At 60.6% G+C, this 20,269-nt stretch carries 17 protein-coding genes, 1 tRNA gene and 2 rRNA genes (1 of these 20 cut by a window edge); 13 read left to right on the plus strand and 7 right to left on the minus strand.

Going from position 1 to position 20,269, the window contains the following annotated elements; translation table 11 throughout:
• The first annotated feature begins 33 nt into the window (after positions 1-33).
• Both FDQ92_RS14585 and FDQ92_RS14590 read left to right on the plus strand, forming a co-directional pair.
• Positions 34-1,227 carry a pyridoxal phosphate-dependent aminotransferase gene (locus tag FDQ92_RS14585; RefSeq protein WP_137425570.1) on the plus strand — a complete coding sequence of 398 codons (1,194 nt, stop codon included), beginning with the start codon at positions 34-36 and terminating at the stop codon, positions 1,225-1,227.
• Entirely contained in the window at positions 1,224-2,000 is a 777-nt protein-coding gene (locus tag FDQ92_RS14590) for an SPOR domain-containing protein (protein ID WP_137425571.1), read from the plus strand. Before FDQ92_RS14585 ends, FDQ92_RS14590 begins: the two co-directional genes overlap by 4 nt.
• On the opposite strand, the gene FDQ92_RS14595 is transcribed toward FDQ92_RS14590, so the two are convergent.
• Both FDQ92_RS14595 and FDQ92_RS14600 read right to left on the minus strand, forming a co-directional pair.
• Positions 1,969-2,202, minus strand: coding sequence for a hypothetical protein (locus FDQ92_RS14595; protein WP_137425572.1), 234 nt, complete (start codon positions 2,200-2,202; stop codon positions 1,969-1,971). The two genes, FDQ92_RS14590 and FDQ92_RS14595, sit on opposite strands and share 32 nt — an antisense overlap.
• A 62-nt stretch (positions 2,203-2,264) precedes the next feature.
• The gene (locus tag FDQ92_RS14600; RefSeq protein ID WP_137425573.1) at positions 2,265-4,211 is read right to left on the minus strand and encodes an ASKHA domain-containing protein; all 1,947 of its coding nucleotides are present in this window, start codon (positions 4,209-4,211) and stop codon (positions 2,265-2,267) included.
• A gap of 170 nt (positions 4,212-4,381) precedes the next feature.
• On the opposite strand from FDQ92_RS14600, the gene FDQ92_RS14605 reads away from it, so the two are divergent.
• Positions 4,382-4,819, plus strand: a complete 438-nt coding sequence (locus FDQ92_RS14605; RefSeq protein ID WP_137425574.1) for a Smr/MutS family protein — start codon at positions 4,382-4,384, stop codon at positions 4,817-4,819.
• Between the two features lie 95 nt (positions 4,820-4,914).
• Here the strand turns inward: FDQ92_RS14605 and FDQ92_RS14610 are convergent, their stop codons facing one another.
• The gene (locus FDQ92_RS14610; protein WP_137425575.1) at positions 4,915-5,703 is read right to left on the minus strand and encodes an RNA 2'-phosphotransferase family protein; all 789 of its coding nucleotides are present in this window, start codon (positions 5,701-5,703) and stop codon (positions 4,915-4,917) included.
• Between the two features lie 107 nt (positions 5,704-5,810).
• Between FDQ92_RS14610 and FDQ92_RS14615 the strand changes: the two genes are divergently transcribed.
• From FDQ92_RS14615 to rnhA, 3 genes are all read left to right on the plus strand, one after another.
• Positions 5,811-5,885: transfer RNA gene (locus tag FDQ92_RS14615), tRNA-Gly, on the plus strand.
• 163 nt (positions 5,886-6,048) lie between these two features.
• Positions 6,049-7,098: a DHH family phosphoesterase gene (locus tag FDQ92_RS14620; protein WP_170180396.1), complete on the plus strand. Its 1,050-nt coding sequence runs from the start codon at positions 6,049-6,051 to the stop codon at positions 7,096-7,098.
• A 5-nt stretch (positions 7,099-7,103) separates the two neighbouring features.
• Positions 7,104-7,559: a ribonuclease HI gene (gene rnhA, locus FDQ92_RS14625; RefSeq protein ID WP_137425577.1), complete on the plus strand. Its 456-nt coding sequence runs from the start codon at positions 7,104-7,106 to the stop codon at positions 7,557-7,559.
• 90 nt (positions 7,560-7,649) lie between these two features.
• Here the strand turns inward: rnhA and fdhF are convergent, their stop codons facing one another.
• Positions 7,650-9,686 (minus strand): formate dehydrogenase subunit alpha, encoded by a 2,037-nt coding sequence (fdhF, locus tag FDQ92_RS14630; RefSeq protein WP_137425578.1) that lies wholly within the window; start codon positions 9,684-9,686, stop codon positions 7,650-7,652.
• A 312-nt stretch (positions 9,687-9,998) separates the two neighbouring features.
• Here fdhF and FDQ92_RS14635 point away from each other — a divergent pair, with 312 nt between their 5' ends.
• The 6 genes from FDQ92_RS14635 (at position 9,999) to FDQ92_RS14660 (ending at position 16,346) form a co-directional block, all read left to right on the plus strand.
• Positions 9,999-11,330, plus strand: a complete 1,332-nt coding sequence (locus FDQ92_RS14635; RefSeq protein ID WP_170180397.1) for a 4Fe-4S dicluster domain-containing protein — start codon at positions 9,999-10,001, stop codon at positions 11,328-11,330.
• A complete protein-coding gene (locus tag FDQ92_RS14640) occupies positions 11,327-12,316 on the plus strand; it encodes an RnfABCDGE type electron transport complex subunit D (protein WP_137425580.1) in 990 nt (329 codons plus the stop codon). Before FDQ92_RS14635 ends, FDQ92_RS14640 begins: the two co-directional genes overlap by 4 nt.
• Positions 12,309-12,893, plus strand: coding sequence for an RnfABCDGE type electron transport complex subunit G (locus FDQ92_RS14645; RefSeq protein WP_137425581.1), 585 nt, complete (start codon positions 12,309-12,311; stop codon positions 12,891-12,893). The genes FDQ92_RS14640 and FDQ92_RS14645 overlap by 8 nt, the downstream gene beginning before the upstream one ends.
• 4 nt (positions 12,894-12,897) lie before the next feature.
• Positions 12,898-13,491 (plus strand): electron transport complex subunit RsxE, encoded by a 594-nt coding sequence (gene rsxE / locus FDQ92_RS14650; RefSeq protein ID WP_137425582.1) that lies wholly within the window; start codon positions 12,898-12,900, stop codon positions 13,489-13,491.
• A gap of 70 nt (positions 13,492-13,561) precedes the next feature.
• Positions 13,562-14,137 (plus strand): electron transport complex subunit RsxA, encoded by a 576-nt coding sequence (gene rsxA, locus FDQ92_RS14655; protein WP_137425583.1) that lies wholly within the window; start codon positions 13,562-13,564, stop codon positions 14,135-14,137.
• Positions 14,138-14,249: 112 nt separating this feature from the next.
• Positions 14,250-16,346, plus strand: a complete 2,097-nt coding sequence (locus FDQ92_RS14660) for an RnfABCDGE type electron transport complex subunit B (protein WP_137425584.1) — start codon at positions 14,250-14,252, stop codon at positions 16,344-16,346.
• Here FDQ92_RS14660 and FDQ92_RS14665 read toward each other — a convergent pair.
• A complete protein-coding gene (locus FDQ92_RS14665; protein WP_137425585.1) occupies positions 16,303-16,764 on the minus strand; it encodes a SoxR reducing system RseC family protein in 462 nt (153 codons plus the stop codon). The two genes, FDQ92_RS14660 and FDQ92_RS14665, sit on opposite strands and share 44 nt — an antisense overlap.
• A gap of 96 nt (positions 16,765-16,860) precedes the next feature.
• Here FDQ92_RS14665 and FDQ92_RS14670 point away from each other — a divergent pair, with 96 nt between their 5' ends.
• Positions 16,861-17,682 carry a 4Fe-4S binding protein gene (locus tag FDQ92_RS14670; protein ID WP_137425586.1) on the plus strand — a complete coding sequence of 274 codons (822 nt, stop codon included), beginning with the start codon at positions 16,861-16,863 and terminating at the stop codon, positions 17,680-17,682.
• A gap of 305 nt (positions 17,683-17,987) precedes the next feature.
• Here FDQ92_RS14670 and rrf read toward each other — a convergent pair.
• Both rrf and FDQ92_RS14680 read right to left on the minus strand, forming a co-directional pair.
• Positions 17,988-18,104 (minus strand): 5S ribosomal RNA (gene rrf, locus FDQ92_RS14675).
• A gap of 79 nt (positions 18,105-18,183) precedes the next feature.
• Positions 18,184-20,269 (minus strand): 23S ribosomal RNA (locus FDQ92_RS14680); it runs 914 nt beyond the window's last position.

Here is a 20,269-nt window from a genome sequence, read left to right on the forward strand (position 1 = left end):
GGTTCGCGCGTGGATCGAAGTGGAGGGCACCCGATGGCGGTGGCGGTCAAGATGGCCCAGTTCATGGAGCGGGCTTCGTGGATCCGGAAAATGTTCGAAGAGGGCGCACGGCTCAAGAAGATTCACGGGGCCGAAAACGTCTTCGATTTCAGCCTGGGAGATCCCAATGTTCCCCCGCCGCCGGCCGTCCGCGAACGCCTGCTGGACCTGGTCCGCAACGGGCCCGACAACATGCACGCCTATATGCCGAACGCCGGAATTCCGGAAACCCGGGAAGCGCTGGCTGCGTATCTCGGCCGCGAACACGGGGTTTCCTTCAAGGCCGACCACGTGATCCTCACCTGCGGAGCCGCCGGGGCCCTCAACGTGGGGCTGAAGGCGCTTCTGGATCCCGGCGACGAAGTGCTGGTACCGGCACCGTATTTCGTGGAATACGGGTTCTATGCCGACAATCATGGCGGTTTGCTCCAGGTGGTTCCGACCCGGGACGACTTCACGCTGGACCTGGAAGCCCTGGACCGGGCCATCGGCCTCAAGACCAAGGTCGTGCTCATCAACTCCCCCAATAACCCCACGGGGCAGATTTACTCCAGCGACTCGCTGAACGATCTGGGGGAAATCCTGGATCGGAAGAGCCGGCGCCACGGCCGGAGCCTCTATCTGATTTCCGATGAGCCGTACCGGAAAATCGTCTATGATGGTTATACTGTGCCTTCCATTTTTCAACATTACCGGAACACTGTGGTGGTGACGTCGTACTCGAAGGACCTTTCCCTTCCCGGGGAACGGATCGGCTACGCGGCCGTTCATCCCGACGCGGAAGACGGCCCCCGCCTGCTGGGCGCCATGGTTCTCGCCAACCGCATCATGGGATTCGTAAACGCTCCGGCTCTCATGCAACGACTCATCGGGGGGCTTCTCGATCAGTGTGTGGACGTCGACATCTATCGTCGAAAAAGAGACATCCTGTACCAGGGGCTCCGGGATGCGGGCTACGAGGTCGTGAAACCTCCGGGCGCTTTCTATCTCTTCCCCAGGAGTCCCATCCCGGACGACGTGGCCTTCGTGCGGTTGCTCCAGGAAGAAAACATCCTGGTGGTACCCGGCAGCGGTTTCGGAGGGCCGGGCCATTTCCGGATCGCCTATTGCGTGGACGACCGGGTCATTGAGAAGGCAATGCCGGGATTCCGTCGCGCGATTGAAAAGTCGCAGAAAGGAACGACATGAAGCCGTCGACCCCGAGGAAAAAGATGTTCACGGGAAAGGCTTCGCCAGCCGGGTGGCATTCTTCTCCGGGAAACGGATTGGTCGTCAAAGTGGTCGGGGCACTGTCGGTCTGCGTGATAGTCGTGATGCTTCTCACATTTCTCTGGAAAAACAAGCCGGAAGAAAACCGTGAAGAGTCGGAATCCGGCCGCAACCGGGTGGTCAAGGAGATTCCCAAGGAAGAGGCCGCCCCGTTTGAGCCTCGTTTTTTCGGCCCCCAGGGAGATGAACCAACTGCTGAAGCCGACGCTCAACATGGCGGGATCCCAGCTTCTTCCGGGATCCAGGCTCCCCCCGGCGGAGCCCCTGCTGAACCTGCCCCTGAAGCCGAGATGCAGCCTCCCGAACGACCGGCCGCTTCCTTGAGCGCCGAGATAGACTCCGAAGAGACCGCCGCGGTGAAGAGTGAAGAAGCTTCCTTGGAAGCGCCGGGGGCTGAACCGCCGGCGCCTCGGAAGCCTGAAGCACAGACAGAAGCAAAACCCGCTGAAGGCCCGCAGTTCATCGTGCAGGTCGGGGCTTTCAAGGACGAAGCCAACGCGCAGAAGCTGTCCAGGCGACTGGAAGAGCGGGGGCTTTCGGTCCAGGTCAACCCCTACGATCACCCGAAGCTGGGCCCGCTGTTCCTGGTTCGGCTCACCCCCTTCGCCGACGAATCACGAGCCCGGGCCGCCATGGCCGAGATCGAACAGCGCGAGAAGATCAAGGCGCTGCTGATTCGATCGGGTGATTAGCTTCCGCGAGGGCGCACCGGCGCTGCTTGATCGTCTTCCGGCACAACTCCCAGATGATGCACGACGACCTGTACCGGCAGAAAAGTTCGGGATCCGTGCAGGCGGTGCAGGCTTTCAGGCATTCTTCGCAGTAACCGTATCCAAACTTCTCACAAGTCACTACGGCTAGGCGTTCCGGATGAAACCGACAGTGGTCCTTCAATCGTGCCTCCTTAGCCCATTCCGCGGATGCCGTCCCTCGTAAAAGGGGGCCGGCCCGCGCCTTCACCGCCGCGAGGCCGCCCGTTCGTTCAGGAAGGCACGGACGGTAGGGAAAAGCTCCATCTGAGTGTGCGGCAGAAACAGAGCGGCCACGAATTCGTTCATAAAACCAGGATGTACCGAGAGCTCGAAATACGTCATCTGCTTGGCGATGGCTTCAGCCTTCCTGTAAGCAAAGCTCGAAACGAGCGACTGCCGCGCTCCCGCAACCGAGCTGTTGCCGATGAACTGAATCCGCTCCTTGGGAAGATCGGGCAGAAGGCCGATGATGACGGCCTTTTCGATATCGAGATGAGCCCCGAAACCCCCGGCCACGTAGACCTTCTGGAGATCATTGAAGGACATCCCCAGGTTTTCTATGAGCACCTTCATGGCGGCCAGAACCGCTCCCTTGCTTTTGATGAGATTCCCAATGTCGTCCTCGGTGATGACGACGTCCTCACCCGATTCCGATTCCGCAGCGGGAGCGACGATGAACTCTGAAATGCCGTCGACCACCCTCACCCCCGGGTGCGCGTTTGTGGCGAACTTACCGGCCTGGTCGATGACGCCCGCGGCCAGGAGCTCGGCCATGAGGTCGATGAGGCCCGAACCGCAGATGCCGCGGGGACTGGCTCCACCGATGGTTTCGTAGCGGAGCCGGCCGTTGTGAAACCAGGCCTTCTGCACGGCGCCTTTGGTCGCCCGCATGCCGCACTTGATTCCGCCGCCTTCAAAGGCCGGACCCGCTGACGCGGAACAGCAGACCAGCCATTCATTATTTCCGATGACGATTTCCCCGTTGGTTCCCACGTCGATGAGCGCGCTCAATTCCGGCCGGTCGTTCATGCCGCAGGCAAGCACGCCGGCAGTGATGTCGCCGCCCACGTAGCTGCTCACGCACGGCATGCAGTGGAGGACGGAACGAGGGTGCCCCTGGATGCCGATTTCCCGGGCATAGACCCAGGGGAACCGAGTGGCCGTGGGGATGTAGGGGTCGATTCGGATGGTGCAGGGTTCGAGTCCCAGCAGGAGATGGGTCATGGTGGTGTTACCCGCCGCCACAAAGCTCGTGATATCGTCGAAAGCGAGGCCCGAGCCCACGACGAGTGAATTGATCAGCGAGTTGATAGTCGTCACCACGGCGTTTTTCAAGGGGTCGAGGCCACCGCGGCTGCAGGCGAAGATCATTCGCGCAATTACGTCTTCGCCGTAGTGGGCCTGTTGGTTGTGGCTGGCTTCCACGCCGACCACCTTGCCGGCCCGGAGGTCGATCAGCTGAGCCACGATGGTGGTGGTGCCCACATCGATGGCTACCCCGAAGTTCAGGCCCGAAGTGTCTCCCGCCTCCAAGGACTGCAGCTGAAAGCACTCCGGTTCCGTGGAATGGACGGTCGCCGTGATCTTCCAGTTGTTGTCCCGAAGCAGACGCGCCAGCCCCCGGAGGCAGGAAAAATCCGACTGAAGGCGGGTTTCGGGCAGCCTTTTCCGCAGTTTCCGGAAGATACGGTCGAGATCGGAAATGTTGTCTTCGAGGGTAGGCGAAGGCAAATTCAGGAAATACTTCTGACTCAACGGCTGGTAGTACGATATCCCGGCGGACGCCGGTTCCTGATCGGAGGTTTCGGGTTGATCGTAGTGCAGAATGTTGTCGGTCATGAGGATCTGTTCATCCTCCTGGCGGGATTCGGGAGGAACCCAGACCTCTACGTCCTGATCCTTGATCTTGCTCTGGCAGGCCAGCACGAAGCCGGCATCGATTTCCTTTCGATCCAGAAAACCGAGGCCTTTGCTGGAAGATTCGACGGATCCGCTCTTTACCTTGAGACGGCACTTGCCGCAGACGCCCTGGCCGCCGCAGAGGCTGTTGATGTAGATGCCCGCCCGGGACGCCACGTCCAAAAGCGTTTCGCCGGGTTGGGCCTCCACGGTTTTTCCTTCCGGTTCAAAACGGACCTTCACCGATGCCATCTTTACCTCCTTGTGTGCTTGGAGATTCCAATACCGCAAAGAAACCGCCGGAGCCGACGCCTATCGCCGTTTGTGACCAGTCGATCGTTGGGCGACGCATTTTTCTTATATACCACCTAAGGTGTCAGAAGACAACGAAAGACCATTGTAGGGTAAGCGGACACAGCCATATGGCGGAAAGAACAGATCCTCCCGCATTTCGATACCCAGTGCAGCAAACCCTGGATCTGCACACGTTTTCCCCGTCCGAGGCCGCGTCTCTGATCGACGATTATCTCCGGGCGGCCGCCGATAAGGGCTACAGCGAGGTCGTCATCGTTCACGGGAAGGGAACCGGCAAACTCAGAAGGCGAGTCCACGGCGTGCTTTCGACCCATCCCATGGTGGCCGGATTTCGGGAAGCCGAGCCTTGGCGAGGCGGCTGGGGCGCCACCGTGGTAGCCATCGCTATGCCGGAAGAAGCGGGGGCGGGAAAAGGGGGCTCCAAGGGTGCTGTCGGGCCGCGTCGGGGCAAACGGCCGCCGTTGCGGATCCGCTCGGCGCAATGGGCATTGGGGGCGGCGGCGGGAGCCGCTCTCGGGTGGCTCCTGTGGCATGCTTTGGAATGATTTCCACCGGGGTGAACTTCAATCTCCGGACGACGCGAAGCCGCGTGACAGCGCCCGAAAAATCCTTCCCAGCGCTGATGCCTCAAGCCGGCGCGTCAAAGCTCCCGCTTCCTCCGCAGTTCCCGGGCTTCCCGCTTCCACCCGCCCGACCTGGCCCCCTTTTTCGATTTCTTCGGCGTTCCGCTAACGGGCGGTTCGTTCTGCCCGGAAGATCCCGCCAGTCGATCCGCGGTCACGAAGAAGGAGCCCCCCAGGGCTTCCTCCGAAAGGGCGCGCTGCGCCCGCCTCTCCTTGGGGACCCGAAGCTTGGCGGGCTCCCGTTCCAGGAACTCCAAGGACATTTTCGGGAACACCAGGAACCGGACCGGCAGGTTGGCGGCGAGGAACAGGTGTTCACCGGATTTCAGGAAAACGATCCCGCTTTCGTGGGCTTCGGCGGCTAGAATATCGACGGCTATGGGATCGGGATCTCGGCGCCGGGCGATCCGGAGCGCCAGGTCCTTGTCCACGGCGAGCGGCATGAAGGGGCGTCCCGAGGCGAGGAGCCCGTTGGCGGCTGCATGAGGGTATTGCTTACGGCGTATGGCGAAGTAAAGCCGCCGCGGCGGAACCGCCGGCCGGTACCGCGGCACGGGCTCTGCCTCCTTCAGCCGCAGAACCCGGTCCACGAGCCGGAAGGGCATCTCGATCCCGAGGAAATCGATTTCCTGCAGGTGCGCATCGCGCACGAAGCGCAGGCCGGGGTCCTCGTGAAGCGCCAGGAGAAAGTCCTTCCAGGGCATGGTACCGTCTTCGTCCCAAAACAGGCCGAATGCGTCGGGCATGTGGCAGCCGATGGCCGCAAGGGTCTTGGCCAGAGTCTTCGGGGGAATCTTCGCGCTCATGGTGAGCCCTTCTTTAATTCTGTTTACATAATATACATTATCGGACGTTGAGATTCTTTTTCTCTTGACTCCCCAAGCCGGTTGCGGTACACAGCTTCCCGCACCGAGCGGGAATAACTCAGCGGTAGAGTGCGACCTTGCCAAGGTCGAAGTCGCGGGTTCGAATCCCGTTTCCCGCTCCATAGCCAATCAAACCCCGGGGCAAGTCGATTGCCCCTTTTTTGTGCCGTACGTTTCCCCGCCGCTACCGCCTTGCGCGCGTTCGGCCGACAAGCCGTTGTCCAAGGCCTTCCGATGCGATAACGTTGGGATCAGATGAGTCGATTCAACACACGGAACGCTTCCATGACGAAAACCCGGTCCAAGCCTTACCGTCCCGCTGAACTCAAGCCCATCATCCGGTGGCGCTCCCGAACCGAAGCGCTCAAGGCCCTGCACGGCCTCTTTAACTACAAGGATCGGGCCCTCATCACCATCGATCCGGACCCTGATTCCATCGCCTCGGCCATGGCCCTCAAACGCCTCCTCTGGCGTCATGTTCAAAGCACCGCCATCGGCATCATCCGACCCATCAAGCGCCTGAACAACCTTACCATGGTCCGGCTCCTGAAACTCCCCCTGATCCAGCTGAATGAAAAGAACATCAAGGATTTCGACAAGTACCTGCTGGTGGACGGGCAACCGTCCCACCACGAGCTGTTCCAGAAAGTCCCCTATACGGCCGTCATCGACCATCATCCCGTAAAGTCCGAGCCGGACGCTCCCTTCGTCGACATCCGGCCTCACTATGGCGCCGTTTCCACCATGATGACCGAATATCTGCGCGCAGCCGCCATCAAACCGTCCCAGACGCTGGCCACCGCCCTGATCTACGGGATCAAGACGGATACCCGCAACTTCGAACGCCAGACCCTGGAAGAAGACGTCAAGGCCTTCCTGTACCTTTTCAGCCGAGCCAATCATAACATACTGAGAAAGATCGAGATCTCCGACCTTTCGCTCCGCGACCTCGCTCTTTTCAAGGAAGCCATCGAAAACAAGACGGTGTCCCGGGACCGGATCTACTCCCATCTGGAAAAGGTAAATTCCCCGGATATTCTTGTTATCATTGCTGAATTCATGCTGAAGGTCCACGATATCTCATGGTCCATCGTCTCCGGCGTCCACGGCGATCAGCTGGTGGTGATCGTCCGAAACGACGGGTACCGCAAGGACGCCGGAAAGGCGGTCACCCGTGCCTTTTCCGGGCTGGGAAATGCGGGCGGCCACAAGGCCATGGCCCGCGCCGAAATCCCGCTTGCCGCACTGGACCCGCTGCTCCAGCGGAAGACGCCCACGGCCATCGCCCGTTTCGTCAAGCGCCGTTTCGCCGTCGGCCATCCTGCTTCCAAGTAACAGCCATGAGCATTCCCAGGAAAACGGTGGAAATTTTCACCGACGGCGCCTGTTCCGGAAATCCAGGTCCAGGGGGATGGGCGGCGATCCTCCGTTATAAGGGAGTGGAAAAGGAACTTTGCGGGTTCTGCCCCCGAACCACCAGCAACCGTATGGAGTTGAAAGCCGTCCTGGAATCCCTAAAAGCACTCAAGGAACCCTGCCACGTGATCCTTTACACCGATTCCCGTTACCTCAAGGACGGCATCACCCGCTGGATTCAAAAATGGTTGCGTAACGGCTGGATGACGACTTCAAAGGAGCCGGTGAAAAACAGGGAACTCTGGGAAGAGCTGCACCGGCAAATCCAGCGTCACCGAATCGACTGGCACTGGGTGCCGGGCCACAGCGGCCACCCGGAAAACGAGCGATGCGACCGCCTGGCCAAAGAAGCCATCCAGCGGGGCCGGCGGAACGGCTGAGACTAAAGCCGCAGGCCTGGGGGATCGGCATGCGTCAGCGCCGATCCCCCAGGTCGCAGCGATTCTCCGGCGGCCGCCCCGACGCCGGCATCAGGCGGCCTGTTCGATTTTCACCGCGCAGACCTTGTATTCCGGGATCTTGCAAACAGGGTCGAGAGCCGCGATGGTGAGCACGTTGGCCGCGCTTTCGGCGAAATGGAACGGCATGAACACCACGCCCTTCCCGATCCGTTCCGTCAGCGAAATGCGCGTCACGATGCTCCCGCGCCGGCTGCTCACCCTCACCCGATCGCCGTCCTGACATCTCAGCGCCGCCGCGTCTTCAGGGTGTATCTCCATGACCGCCTCGGGCATTTCCCGGTGGAGGTGCGGCGAAACGCGGGTCATGGTTCCGGTGTGATAGTGGGCGTAGGAACGCCCTGTGGTGAACCAGAAGGGATAGCTTTCGTCCGGCATCTCCGCGGGATCGCGGTAGTCGATGGCGTGAAAGAGTCCCTTGCCTCGAGCGAAGCGGTCCTTGTGGAGGTACGGGGTCCCCGGGTGGTCGGGGGTCGGGCAGGGCCAGCAGAGCCCCTCCTCTTCAAGTCGCGGGTAGCTCATGCCCGCGTACGACGGCGTGACCTGCGTGATTTCCTTGAACACGTCCTCCGCATCACCGTAGTTCATGGCGTACCCGATCCGGTTGGAAAGGTCCTGGATGATTGCCCAGTCGACGCGGGCTTCCCCGGGGGGGTTCACCGCCTTGCGCACCCTCTGAACCCGGCGTTCGGAATTGGTGAAGGTTCCGTCCTTTTCGGCGAAGGAGGAAGCCGGAAACACCACGTGGGCCAGTTCCGTGGTCGGGGTCGGGAAGATGTCGATGACGCAGAGGAATTCCACAGCTTCCAGGGCATGCTTCACGTGCTGCAAGTCGGGGTCGCTCACCAGGGGGTTTTCCCCGAGGATGACCATGGCCTTCACGCTTCCCTTGAGGATCCCGTCCATCATTTCCATGACGGTGAGGCCCACCGAAGGCGAAAGCGGCGCATTCCAGGCCTTCGCGAATTTTTCCTGGATTTCCGGAACAGTGACCGCCTGATAACCGGGGTATACGTTGGGAAGTCCGCCCATGTCGCAGGCGCCCTGCACGTTGTTCTGTCCCCGCAGCGGGTTGACGCCGGTGGAGGGCCGGCCGATGTGGCCGCACAGCATGGCCAGGTTCGCCAGCGTCTTGACATTGTCCACGCCGGTCACATGTTGGGTGATCCCCATGCAGTAGACGATGGAACTCGATTCCGCCTTGGCATAGAGCTCTGCCATCCGGACGATGTCGTCCGCCGGTACTCCGGTGATCCGCTCCGTACGCTCGGGTGTGAACGTTTCGATCACCTCCACCAGCGCGTCGAAGTTTTCGGTCCGTTCGTCGATGAAGGCCTGATTGTGCCAGCCGTTCTTGTAGATCACGTGCATCATGCCGTTAACGAGCGCCACATCGCTTCCCAGGCGCTGGCGCACGTACACATCGGCGAAACGCGCCATCTGGATTTCGCGCGGGTCGGCGACGATGAGTTTCGCTCCCTTGGCCTTCGCCCGGTAGATCCGCGTGGCGACCAGCGGATGGGCGACCGTGGTGTTGGATCCGATGATGAAAATGCAGTCCGCATCCGCCAATTCGTCGATGGAATTGGTCATGGCTCCGCTTCCGAACGCTGCGGCAAGACCTGCCACGGTGGAGGAGTGTCAGAGACGGGCACAGTGATCAATGTTGTTGGTTCCGATGGCGGCTCTCGCAAATTTCTGCAGCACATAATTGTCTTCGTTGGTGCACTTGGCGGAGGTGAGAAGGGCAATGCTGTCGGGCCCGTGCTCGTCCCGGATACGCTTGAGCTGCGAAGCCGCAAACCCCAGTGCGTCCTCCCAGGTCGCGTTCCGGAGAGCCCCGTCCTTCCGCATCAGCGGGTTCCTCAGCCGTTTCGGATGCTGGACGAATTCGTGCACATTCCATCCCTTGATGCAGAGTTTCCCCTCGTTCACCGGGCTGGTCTTGGACGGCAGCGCACTGATGATCTTTCCGTCCAGCACTTCCAGGTTGATCCCGCAACCGCAACCGCAGTACGTGCACGTGGTGAGAACCGTCTGGTAGTCCATTCCGTTACTCCTTAAAGAAGAGAGTCCGCCTTCCCTGTGGAATTTGGGATTTTGCTTATCACACCCCGATGTGCAAATCAAGCCGAGTCCATGGGGATCCGGCGGCCCTTTGTGCTATTCCTCTCAAATCTTCTTGACAAGCGCCGCATTGATTCACTATAACCCGCCTTGATGTCGATAGGACAGCACCGAAGGGGCCGTCCGTCAGGCAGGAAGGATCTCGGTGGAAGACCGCGTCTTTTCTTCGGCGGCCAATGTTACTCATTTCACATACCATCCATCCAACCTTTGTCCCATGTCGTCAGGTGGCGTATGAAGCTCACCACGATCCGAAGCACCGCCGTTGCCGTGCCCTCCGCCGATCCGGCCGTGGTCTCGGCTCCTACCCCCCGGCGCGTGGTTTTGCCTCTCGGGGGACCTTGGGGCAAGGCGACGCCTCTGGTCTCGGACGGGGAGACCGTCCGGGCCGGCCAGCGGGTCGCCGAAAGGCCCGATTTGCGGCTCCCGGCCGTTTACGCTCCCATCAGCGGCCGTGTTGACGGGATAAGAGACAAGTACCGCCATACCGGAGAAAAGGGCCCGGCGCTCGTCATTGTCGGTAACGGGTCCCAAGAACCGCCGGCATCGGAAAAGCCGCCCCTGGACGATCCGGTGGCCCTTGCGCGGTTTCTGGCGTCGGTGGCTCCCCCCGAAGTGGATCCCCATCCCTGGCCTCCTGCAGCCCGCCTGGCGTCGCCGGAAGTGGCGGCGAAGGCGCTGGATCTCACGGATCCTCCCTTCGATCGCCCGCTGGAAACCCTTATCCTGAACGCGCTGGACCGCCAGCCGGGTGATCTTCTTCGGCGGACCGTGGCGCGGCGTTTTTTTCGGGAGCTGGCTGAAGCGGTGCCGCAGCTCCGGGCCCTTTCGGGCGCTCGGCGCATTGTCTTCGCCTGGTACCAGGGAAGCGATCTTCCGAGGGATCTTCAGGAAGCGCTCCAGAGGGCCGGCGTGGACATCGTGCGGCTGCCCTGCAAGTATCCCATCGCCCTGGAACCGCTCCTGGTGCAGGCGGTGACCGGAAAGGAAGTCCCCATGCCGGAAGGCGATACACGTCGGCTCGGATGCGCCGTGCTGGACGTGTGCACCGCAGTGTCTCTGAGCCGGTCCATGGCGACGGGAACGGCGCCGCTCACCGCTTTCCTCCAGTTCGCTGTTCCCTCGCGCAAGATGATGACCGTGTACGAGGTTACCACCGGCACGCCGCTGGAGGAACTCACGGCCCAAACGGAACGACCCCATGGGGCGCCTTCGAAGGTGATCGCAGGCGGGCTCTTTCTGGGCTATGCCCAACACGATCTGTCGGTCCCCCTCACCTCGGACGTGGAATCCGTCTTCTTTCTCGGCCCGGGGGAAGCCGCCGGCTACAATTACCGCGCCTGCTTCAACTGCGGCAACTGCGTGGATCGGTGTCCGGTGAACCTCATGCCCAACGAACTGGGGAAATACTGTGAATTCGGCCGATTCGAAGAAGCCGAACGCCAGCACCTGTTCCAGTGCATAGAGTGCGGGCTGTGCGCCTACGTGTGCCCCGCCAACCGCCCTATGCTTCACCTGCTGCGATACGGAAAGCATGAACTCATCCAGATGAGGAAGGAGTCATGAAGCGCCCTGATCTCTTGGTATCCATGCCGCCGCATGTGCATGCGGGGTATTCGATCCGCCGGATGATGACCGACATGCTCATCGCTCTCCTTCCCTGCATTTTCGCGGGATGGTTCTTCTTCGGCGTCCGGGCGGTGTGGATCGTGGCCCTTTGTGCCGTCACGGCGCCCGTCACGGAAGCCCTCTGGCTGAAAGCGCTTCGAAGACCGGTCTACGCCGCCGACGGAAGTGCCGTGGTGACCGGGGTTCTTTTGGGCCTTGTCTTATCGCCCGAAGTTCCCTGGTGGTGCGCGGTCCTGGGAACGGTCACGGCAATCATCGTCGGAAAGGAACTTTACGGCGGGGTCGGTAGTCATCCGTTCAGTTCCGTGCTGGTGGGCTGGGCGTTCGTGTTCATTTCGTATGGAGTGCTCCTCGAATACTTTCCGCCGGCGGAACCTAGGGGCCTGCTGGCGCCCGGCGGCATCCTGGAATACCCGCCGCAGGACACCCTCAAACTTTACCCGGGACCCGAAGGGCTGGCCATTTTGCAGGACGTTCCGCTCATGGATCTCTTTCTTGGCAACGTTCCCGGTACCGCCGGAACCACCTCCGTCCTGGCCGTGCTCGTGGGCGGGCTTTACCTACTGGCCCGAAGAGTGATCCGCTGGCACATCCCCGTCTTTTTCGTCCTTTCGACGTATGTGTTCGCCTTCATCAGCTGGAAGCTCGATCCCGCAGCCTCCGCCCCCCCGCTGGTCCATGTGCTTTCGGGCTGGGTGATGCTGGGAGGGTTTTTTCTCGCCACGGAACGTGGGACCTGCCCCGTAACGGTGCCGGGAATGATCCTCTACGGCATCGGCTGCGGGTGTCTCACCATGATCATTCGCATCTGGGGCACGTACATGGAAGGGGTTCCGTTCGCGATCCTTCTCATGAACGGCATGACGCCCATCCTGGATCGGCTGCGCCCCAAGGTCATAGGGAGGGTGAAAGAAGTTGCGTGACCTCATCCGAATGGTAGTCGTCCTCACGGCGATCTCCGGAACCTCCGGGCTGGTCCTTTCCTACGTGAACGAAGCGACCAGAGAGCCGCGGGAATACCAACTGCTCAAATACGTCAAGGGACCGTCGCTCAATGCCGTTCTTCCCGAAGGTTACGAAAACGATCCCATCACCGACAAGATCGTGGTGGCGGTTGGGACCGATGACAAGGGAAAGCCGGTCGAAAAGACAGTGTTTCCCGCCAAGAAGGGAGACGAAATCATCGCGTTAGCCTACGATGCGGAAGCCACCGGGTACCACGGCACCGTATCGGTCATGGTGGGGTTCGCCCCCGACGGGAGAATCACGGGGATGAGCGTCATGACGCACACCGAAACCCCGGGCCTCGGGGCCCGCATCACCGAAAGCGCCTTCACCGACCAGTTCAAAGGACTCGAAGGACCCGACCAGCTGAAACTTTCCTCTGAGGGCGGCGCCATCGACGGGATCAGCGGGGCGACGATTTCCAGCGCGGCGGCGCTGACGGCGGTGAAGCAGGCCGTGGAACTCTTCCCCAAGGTCAAAAAGGAGGTACTTTAGAGCCATGAGTGTGGTGAAAGAGTTTACCAAGGGTCTCTGGAAGGAGGTGCCGCCCTTCCGGCTGGTACTCGGCCTCTGCCCTGTGCTTGCCGTCACCACCGCCGCCAAGAACGGTCTCGGGATGGGCCTTGCCACCACCTTCGTCTTGGTGTGCTCTAATTTTCTGATCTCGTTGCTGAGAAAGGTCATCCCCAACAAGGTGCGCATCGCCGCTTACATCGTGATCATCGCCTCGTTCGTCGTGATCGTCGAACTGGTCATGCAGGCGTTCTTCTACCCGCTGTACAAGGTTCTCGGCATCTTCATTCCCCTCATCGTCGTCAACTGCATCATCCTGGGCCGTGCCGAAGCGTTCGCCTCGAAAAACACCCTCCTTCCCTCCATCGCCGACGGCCTCGGTATGGGGCTCGGGTTCACATTGTCACTCACGTTTCTAGGAAGCCTTCGGGAACTGATCGGAAGCGGCTCGATCTTCGGAGTGCCCATGGGCGGCGAGGCGTTCCTCCCCTTCAGCATCATGCTCAAGCCGCCGGGTGCCTTTTTGTGCCTGGCTTTGATTCTGGCCGGGATGAACCTCATCAGTGCCAAGAAGGGTTAACGGGATGGGCTTGTCCCGGTGTTTTGGCTGAACGCTACACGAACCCGATGTAGACAAGGATGCTTTGACCATGTCCGAATACTGGCTGCTCATCGTCAGCGCGGTTTTTGTCAACAACATCATTCTGGCCCGCTACCTGGGCAACTGCCCGTTCCTCGGGGTCTCCAACCGCATGGACACCGCCACGGGCATGGCCATGGCGGTGGTTTTCGTCATAACCTTGGCGGCGGGCATAACCTGGCTGGTTTCGAAGTACGTTCTCAAACCCTTTGAGTTGGAATACCTCCAGACCATCGCTTTCATCCTGGTGATTGCCGCCCTGGTCCAATTGGTCGAAATGTTCCTACAGAAGTCCATTCCCACTCTCTACCGGGCGCTGGGGATTTTTCTCCCGCTCATCACCACCAACTGCGCCGTTCTCGGCGTGGCGGTGATCGGTGTCGAAGAGGACTTCGACTTCGTCAAGACTCTGGTTTTCGCCTTTGCATCGGCGGTCGGCTACGGCCTGGCCTTGATCCTGCTCACGGGCATCCGCGAACGCGTGGCGGTGGCCTTCGTTCCCCGGCATCTCCGGGGCATGCCCATCGGGCTCATCACGGCCGGACTCCTGGCTCTGGCGTTCCTGGGCTTCATCGGCATGGTGTGACGCAGCCGGCGGCCCACTTGACTTCGCTTGGGGGAACCATTCTACTTTAGCCGTTTGGAGACCCAGGCGCGCGCCGGCGCGCGCCGATTCAGAATCGGTTACGGAGTACACCATGCTGTCAGCGGTTTTGGCCATTGGAGGTATCGGCTTCGTCGCAGGGCTCGGATTGGCGGTCGCCTCGAAAGTTTTCTACGTTTTCGTGGACCCCAAGATCACGGCCGTGGAAGAGGCGCTTCCCGGCGCGAACTGCGGCGGCTGTGGCTTCCCGGGTTGTTCGGCAGCCGCGGAAGCCATTGCAACTGGGAAGGCGCCCCCGAACATCTGCGTGGCCGGCGGCCCGGCCGTTCACGCGCGCGTCGCGCAGATCCTAGGGGTGGAAGTCAAGGAAGTGGAACCCCAAATCGCCCGCCCCGGCTGCTACTACGGCCCCGATGCCGCCGATCTCAAGTACATCTACGACGGTGTGAACGACTGCCGCGCAGCGGCCCTTCTTTCCGGGGGATCCAAGGTATGCCCCATCGGCTGTTTGGGTCTGGGGACCTGCGTGCGGGCGTGTCCCTTCAACGCGCTTTCCATGGGTCCGGACGGACTCCCCGTGGTGAACACAGCTCTCTGCACGGGATGCGGCACCTGCGAACGCGTCTGCCCCAAGCACATCATCACGCTGTCTTCCAACTCGCGGCGGATCACTCAAGAATACACCACGCAAGAATGCACGGCTCCCTGCCAGCGGGCTTGCCCGGCCGGCATCGATATTCCAGCTTATATTTACGCCGTTTCGCAAGGTAACTACTTGGAAGCCGTCCGCGTGATCAAGGAAAAGAATCCGTTGCCGCTCGTGTGCGGGCGCATCTGTGTTCATCCCTGTGAATTCGAATGCCGCCGGAACCTCGTGGATGAACCGGTGGCCATCAACCACATCAAGCGCTTCGCCGCCGATTACGAAATGAAAAGCGGCCGGCGGCTTCCCATCGTCAAGGCGCCTGCCACCGGAAATCGGGTGGCTGTCGTGGGTGGAGGCGCCGAAGGCCTTACCGCCGCGTATTTTCTCGCGCGTTTGGGACACGAACCCACCGTCTTCGAAGCCATGGACAAACTCGGCGGGCTCCTGCAGACCATCATTCCCGATTCCCGGCTCCCCAAGGACGTACTGGACTGGGAGATTCAAGGCATTCTGGAAGCCGGAGTGGAAGCGCGGACCCACCACAAGCTGGGGAGGGACTTCACCATCGCCGAACTGCTGAGGCAGGGATTTTCGGCCGTGTTCGTCGCCACCGGAGGCTGGGATACCCAGGTGGCCTCGGGACTCACCCAGGAGCCCATGGAGGTCCTGCCGGGGGTTCGGCTGCTGGTTCCTTTCACTTTAGCTTCTTTTTCCGGAAAGAAGATCGAGGTCGGAAAGAAGGTCATGATCGTCGGAGGCGGCAACGCTTCGCTGGACGCCGCCCGCATGTGCCGGGAACTGGGAGCGGAAACGGTCCATGTGGTGTTTAGAGGACGCGCGGAGGACCTTCCCTTCGGTCCCGAAGACCTCCAGGCGGCGGAACGCGAAAACATCCACGTGCATTACCGATCGGCCCTGCTTTCAATGATGGGAACCGACTCGCGACTCACCCACGTGGAACTCGCTCGATTGGAAGCGGGTTCAGCTACGGACAGCCTGGAAAGACTTCGGGAGACATCGCCTGCTGAGCGGCTGGAAGTGGACACCCTGATCACCGGCGCCGGCCGGTTTCCCGAACTGATCTACGCGACCCGCAAGGCCGATGAGGAAACGGGGGTGGAAAGCGCCACCGAGGTCCTCTGGGAAACGGTGGTGCCCTATGCGGGGCCGTTCGCCCAAGAAGACGTGGGGATCTTTCGACCGGGAGAGGCGACGACCGATTACAAGGCCGTGGTGGAGGCCATCGGAGCGGGGAGGCGCGGCGCCATTTCCGTACACAGAAAGCTCATGGGGGAGGCGGTGGAACCGCCCCCGAACATGATCCGCCGCCGGACGTACGTGTTGACCGTGGACGCCCTGGAACCTGTGCCGCGTTCACCGCGGGAACCCATGCCGGAATTGCCGCTGGAGGAACGGCTGATGCACCCGGATGCCGAGGTGGAGCTGGGATACAGCGAAGAACAGGCGCGCAGGGAAGCCGCCCGTTGCCTCCGCTGCGGGCTCATCTGCTATCGTCGCCCGTCGGATGAACGCTCTGCGGCATGATTCGCGTGATCCGCGGATGGTTCCTTTGGTTGCCTGCCAGTTTCCGATCGGCGGCCTTCACGGCGATGAAGGTGAGGGCCATGCCGCCGGCGGCGCAAAAAACGGAAAAAAGAGTGGGGTCCTTTCCCCATCGGGGAGCCGCCCACCAGCCCACAGCGGCTCCGATCACCAGGGCCACCACGGGGATGAAGTAAACCAGAAGCGAAGCGGTGAGAAATACATCGGTGGGAACGCTCACCTCCACCCGATCGCCCACAGTCGCTTCCAGTTCGTTGATGGCAGGGATCACGAATTCCTTGTTCGAAAGCATTCCGCAGGCTCCCTTGGACGAACAACGGGAACACGCTTCCGATCGTTGGATCTGTACGAAGGCCTTCCCGGGGCCGACTGTTTTCACGATGCCTTGTTCCGTTGCCATGCGCTTCTCTCCCGTTTCTCATGCGTTCAGGCGCCTCGGTCAAAAGGGTCTCACGGTTTTGGACGCCTCGTTACCCTAATACAATAAGGACACACCATGAAAGATCAAATCGTCGCGTACGCCAAAAAATGGCTCGAGGATGGCCGGGGCGCAGGCTTCCTGGCTCTGAAAAAAGACGGCCGCCATGTACGCCCTCACCTTTTCACGGATCCCGCCGAACTGGACGCCCTGTCCCTCGGCGACGAACACGGGGTGGGGACGGAACGCTACCCGCTGGTCAAGATCCTCATGCGGCTGCACCATCGGCACCCGACCGAGAATTTCGCTGTCATGGTTCGAGGCTGTGAAGAGCGGGCTCTGCAGAAGTTGGCGCAGGCCAGCCAAATCGCTCTTCACCGCATACAAACCGTCGGCTTTTGCTGCCCGGGGGAACTGGCGGAACGCTGCGGCTGCCTCAAACCCTACCCGGAAGATCCTGTCGCGGGGACGAAACCGGAAGTGCCACCGAGCTCTAAAGTGGTCACCGCCACACCCCGGAATTTCGTGCGCGACATGGGGTTTTTGAAGGAACAGTTCGAACGGTGCATCAAGTGCTACGGTTGCCGGAATGTCTGTCCGGTCTGTTTTTGCAAGGAATGCACCTTGGAGGAAGACACCTTCGTGCCGCGGACTGGAACCAGCCTTCCCCCGCCCAACCCGGAATTCCTGCTCACCCGCGCCGTCCACATGGTGGGCTACTGCGTATACTGCGGGCTGTGCGAAGAAGCGTGCCCGGCGGACATTCCCTTGAGGACGGTGTACAAGATGGTGGCGAACATCATCAACGAAAGCCAGGGTGCCTGGATTCAAGGGGTGCCGGAGCGGGGCCGGCCCCCCGCCGACGAATCGGAGCGAGACGAAAAGAGCGCTACGGGCTGAGCGACGCTGCGGCGGTGTTTCGAGCCGCACGCGAAACCAAGGTACCTCACTCCCCTCCCCTTAATCGCCTCCCACAAGGGGAGGGGAAGTAGAATTCGGCACCAAATATCAGGTCTATTATTTTCTACGCTACCAACATTTTTCCCACTTGTTCGGAAGCTCTGGCTTGGGAACGGGGCCATGGGAATCGAAGCTGGAGCTTCTGCACCGTTGTGTTCCCAAGCTGGAGCTTGGGAACAAGAAGTTAGATCCCCAAACAAAAGCCCCTCGGGCTTTCGGTGCCCGGGGGGCTTAACATGGAGATGGACCGGCGACGCCCTACTCTCCCACGCAGTCGCCCGCGCAGTACCATCGGCGCAGAGGAGCTTAACTTCCGTGTTCGGGATGGGAACGGGTGTTTCCTCCTCGCTTGAGTCACCGGCCCAAGGGGGGATTCAGTTCTGAACAGGGGTAAACGGTATGGGGCGGGGGTCGGCTTGGGTTTTTCCTTTGGGAAAAGGGATGGTCAAGCCTCACGGCCTATTAGTACCGGTCAGCTTCATCCGTTACCGGACTTCCACACCCGGCCTATCAACCTCGTGGTCTACGAGGGGCCTTCAGCGTCCCGCCGAAGCGGGACGGGGGAACTCTTATCTTGGGGTGGGCTTCCCGCTTAGATGCTTTCAGCGGTTATCCCTTCCGAACATAGCTACCCAGCGGTGCCCCTGGCGGGACAACTGGTACACCAGAGGTTCGTCCATCCCGGTCCTCTCGTACTAGGGACAGATCCCCTCAAAGTTCCTGCGCCCACGGTAGATAGGGACCAAACTGTCTCACGACGTTTTAAACCCAGCTCACGTACCGCTTTAATCGGCGAACAGCCGAACCCTTGGGACCTGCTCCAGCCCCAGGATGCGATGAGCCGACATCGAGGTGCCAAACCTCCCCGTCGATGTGAACTCTTGGGGGAGATCAGCCTGTTATCCCCGGCGTACCTTTTATCCGTTGAGCGACGGCCCTTCCATACGGAACCGCCGGATCACTAAGACCGACTTTCGTCCCTGCTCGAGATGTCTCTCTCGCAGTCAGGCTCCCTTATGCCTTTACACTCTACGGCTGGTTTCCAATCAGCCTGAGGGAACCTTCGCGCGCCTCCGTTACCCTTTGGGAGGCGACCGCCCCAGTCAAACTACCCACCAGGCACTGTCCCCGGGAAGGATCACTTCCCAAGGTTAGAATCCTAGACGCGTAAGGGTGGTATTTCAAGGGCGGCTCCATGAGAGCTGGCGCCCCCACTTCATAGCCTCCCACCTATCCTACACATACACGCCCAAAATCCAATGCCAAGCTGTAGTAAAGGTGCACGGGGTCTTTCCGTCTAGCCGCGGGTACTCGGCATCTTCACCGAGACTACAATTTCACTGAGTCCCTGGTCGAGACAGTGGGGAAGTCGTTACGCCATTCGTGCAGGTCGGAACTTACCCGACAAGGAATTTCGCTACCTTAGGACCGTTATAGTTACGGCCGCCGTTTACCGGGGCTTCGGTTCAAGGCTTCTTCCGAAGAATAACCTCTCCCCTTAACCTTCCGGCACCGGGCAGGCGTCAGACCCTATACGTCGTCTTGCGACTTAGCAGAGTCCTGTGTTTTTAGTAAACAGTCGCTACCCCCTATTCTCTGCAACCCCCCTCGGCTCCGGAGGCTCGCTCCTTCACCTAACGAGGGCACACCTTCTCCCGAAGTTACGGTGTCATTTTGCCGAGTTCCTTAACCAGGGTTCTCTCAAGCGCCTTAGGATGCTCTCCTCGCCTACCTGTGTCGGTTTGCGGTACGGTCACCTCGCGAACTCGCTAGAGGCTTTTCTTGGCAGCTTGGGATCAGCCACTTTGCGGCCTTGCGGCCTCGGCATCACCTCTCGGCGTTGATGAAGATCCGGATTTGCCTGGACCTTCCGCCTACCGGCTTGCACCGGGACGTCCATCACCCGGATGGCCTGCCCTTCTGCGTCCCCCCATCGCTCAAACGCTCGCGCGGTGGTACAGGAATGTTAACCTGTTTCCCATCACCTACGCCTTCCGGCCTCGGCTTAGGGACCGACTAACCCTGAGCAGATTAACTTTACCCAGGAAACCTTAGGCTTACGGCGAGCGGGTTTCTCACCCGCTTTATCGTTACTCATGTCAGCATAATCTCTTGTGATACCTCCACCACCCCTTACGGCGTGGCTTCATCGGCCTACACAATGCTCCCCTACCGCCCGGAGACTTACGTCTCCAGACCCGCGGCTTCGGTAGCGTGCTTAGCCCCGTTACATCTTCGGCGCAGGAACACTAGACCAGTGAGCTGTTACGCTTTCTTTAAAGGATGGCTGCTTCTAAGCCAACCTCCTGGTTGTCTCAGTATTCCCACTTCCTTTCCCACTCAGCACGCATTTGGGGACCTTAGCCGGCGATCCGGGCTCTTTCCCTCTCGTCCACGAAACTTATCTCCCGTAGACTCACTCCCGAAGACGATATGACGGCATTCGCAGTTTGGTTGGGTTTGGTAATCCGGTGAGACCCCTAGCCCATCCAGCGCTCTACCTCCGCCATTCTCACTCCGAGGCTGC

The sequence above is a fragment of the Desulfoglaeba alkanexedens ALDC genome (assembly GCF_005377625.1).
In the GTDB taxonomy this organism is placed as follows: Bacteria; Desulfobacterota; Syntrophobacteria; order Syntrophobacterales; family DSM-9756; genus Desulfoglaeba; species Desulfoglaeba alkanexedens.

Coding starts and splice junctions, on each gene's coding strand:
- FDQ92_RS14585 (WP_137425570.1), top strand. CDS start 34: ATGGCGGTGGCGGTCAAGATGGCCCAGTTCATGGAGCGGGCTTCGTGG.
- FDQ92_RS14590 (WP_137425571.1), top strand. CDS start 1,224: ATGAAGCCGTCGACCCCGAGGAAAAAGATGTTCACGGGAAAGGCTTCG.
- FDQ92_RS14600 (WP_137425573.1), bottom strand. CDS start 4,211: ATGGCATCGGTGAAGGTCCGTTTTGAACCGGAAGGAAAAACCGTGGAG.
- FDQ92_RS14605 (WP_137425574.1), top strand. CDS start 4,382: ATGGCGGAAAGAACAGATCCTCCCGCATTTCGATACCCAGTGCAGCAA.
- FDQ92_RS14610 (WP_137425575.1), bottom strand. CDS start 5,703: ATGAGCGCGAAGATTCCCCCGAAGACTCTGGCCAAGACCCTTGCGGCC.
- FDQ92_RS14620 (WP_170180396.1), top strand. CDS start 6,049: ATGACGAAAACCCGGTCCAAGCCTTACCGTCCCGCTGAACTCAAGCCC.
- rnhA (WP_137425577.1), top strand. CDS start 7,104: ATGAGCATTCCCAGGAAAACGGTGGAAATTTTCACCGACGGCGCCTGT.
- FDQ92_RS14635 (WP_170180397.1), top strand. CDS start 9,999: ATGAAGCTCACCACGATCCGAAGCACCGCCGTTGCCGTGCCCTCCGCC.
- FDQ92_RS14640 (WP_137425580.1), top strand. CDS start 11,327: ATGAAGCGCCCTGATCTCTTGGTATCCATGCCGCCGCATGTGCATGCG.
- rsxE (WP_137425582.1), top strand. CDS start 12,898: ATGAGTGTGGTGAAAGAGTTTACCAAGGGTCTCTGGAAGGAGGTGCCG.
- rsxA (WP_137425583.1), top strand. CDS start 13,562: ATGTCCGAATACTGGCTGCTCATCGTCAGCGCGGTTTTTGTCAACAAC.
- FDQ92_RS14660 (WP_137425584.1), top strand. CDS start 14,250: ATGCTGTCAGCGGTTTTGGCCATTGGAGGTATCGGCTTCGTCGCAGGG.
- FDQ92_RS14665 (WP_137425585.1), bottom strand. CDS start 16,764: ATGGCAACGGAACAAGGCATCGTGAAAACAGTCGGCCCCGGGAAGGCC.
- FDQ92_RS14670 (WP_137425586.1), top strand. CDS start 16,861: ATGAAAGATCAAATCGTCGCGTACGCCAAAAAATGGCTCGAGGATGGC.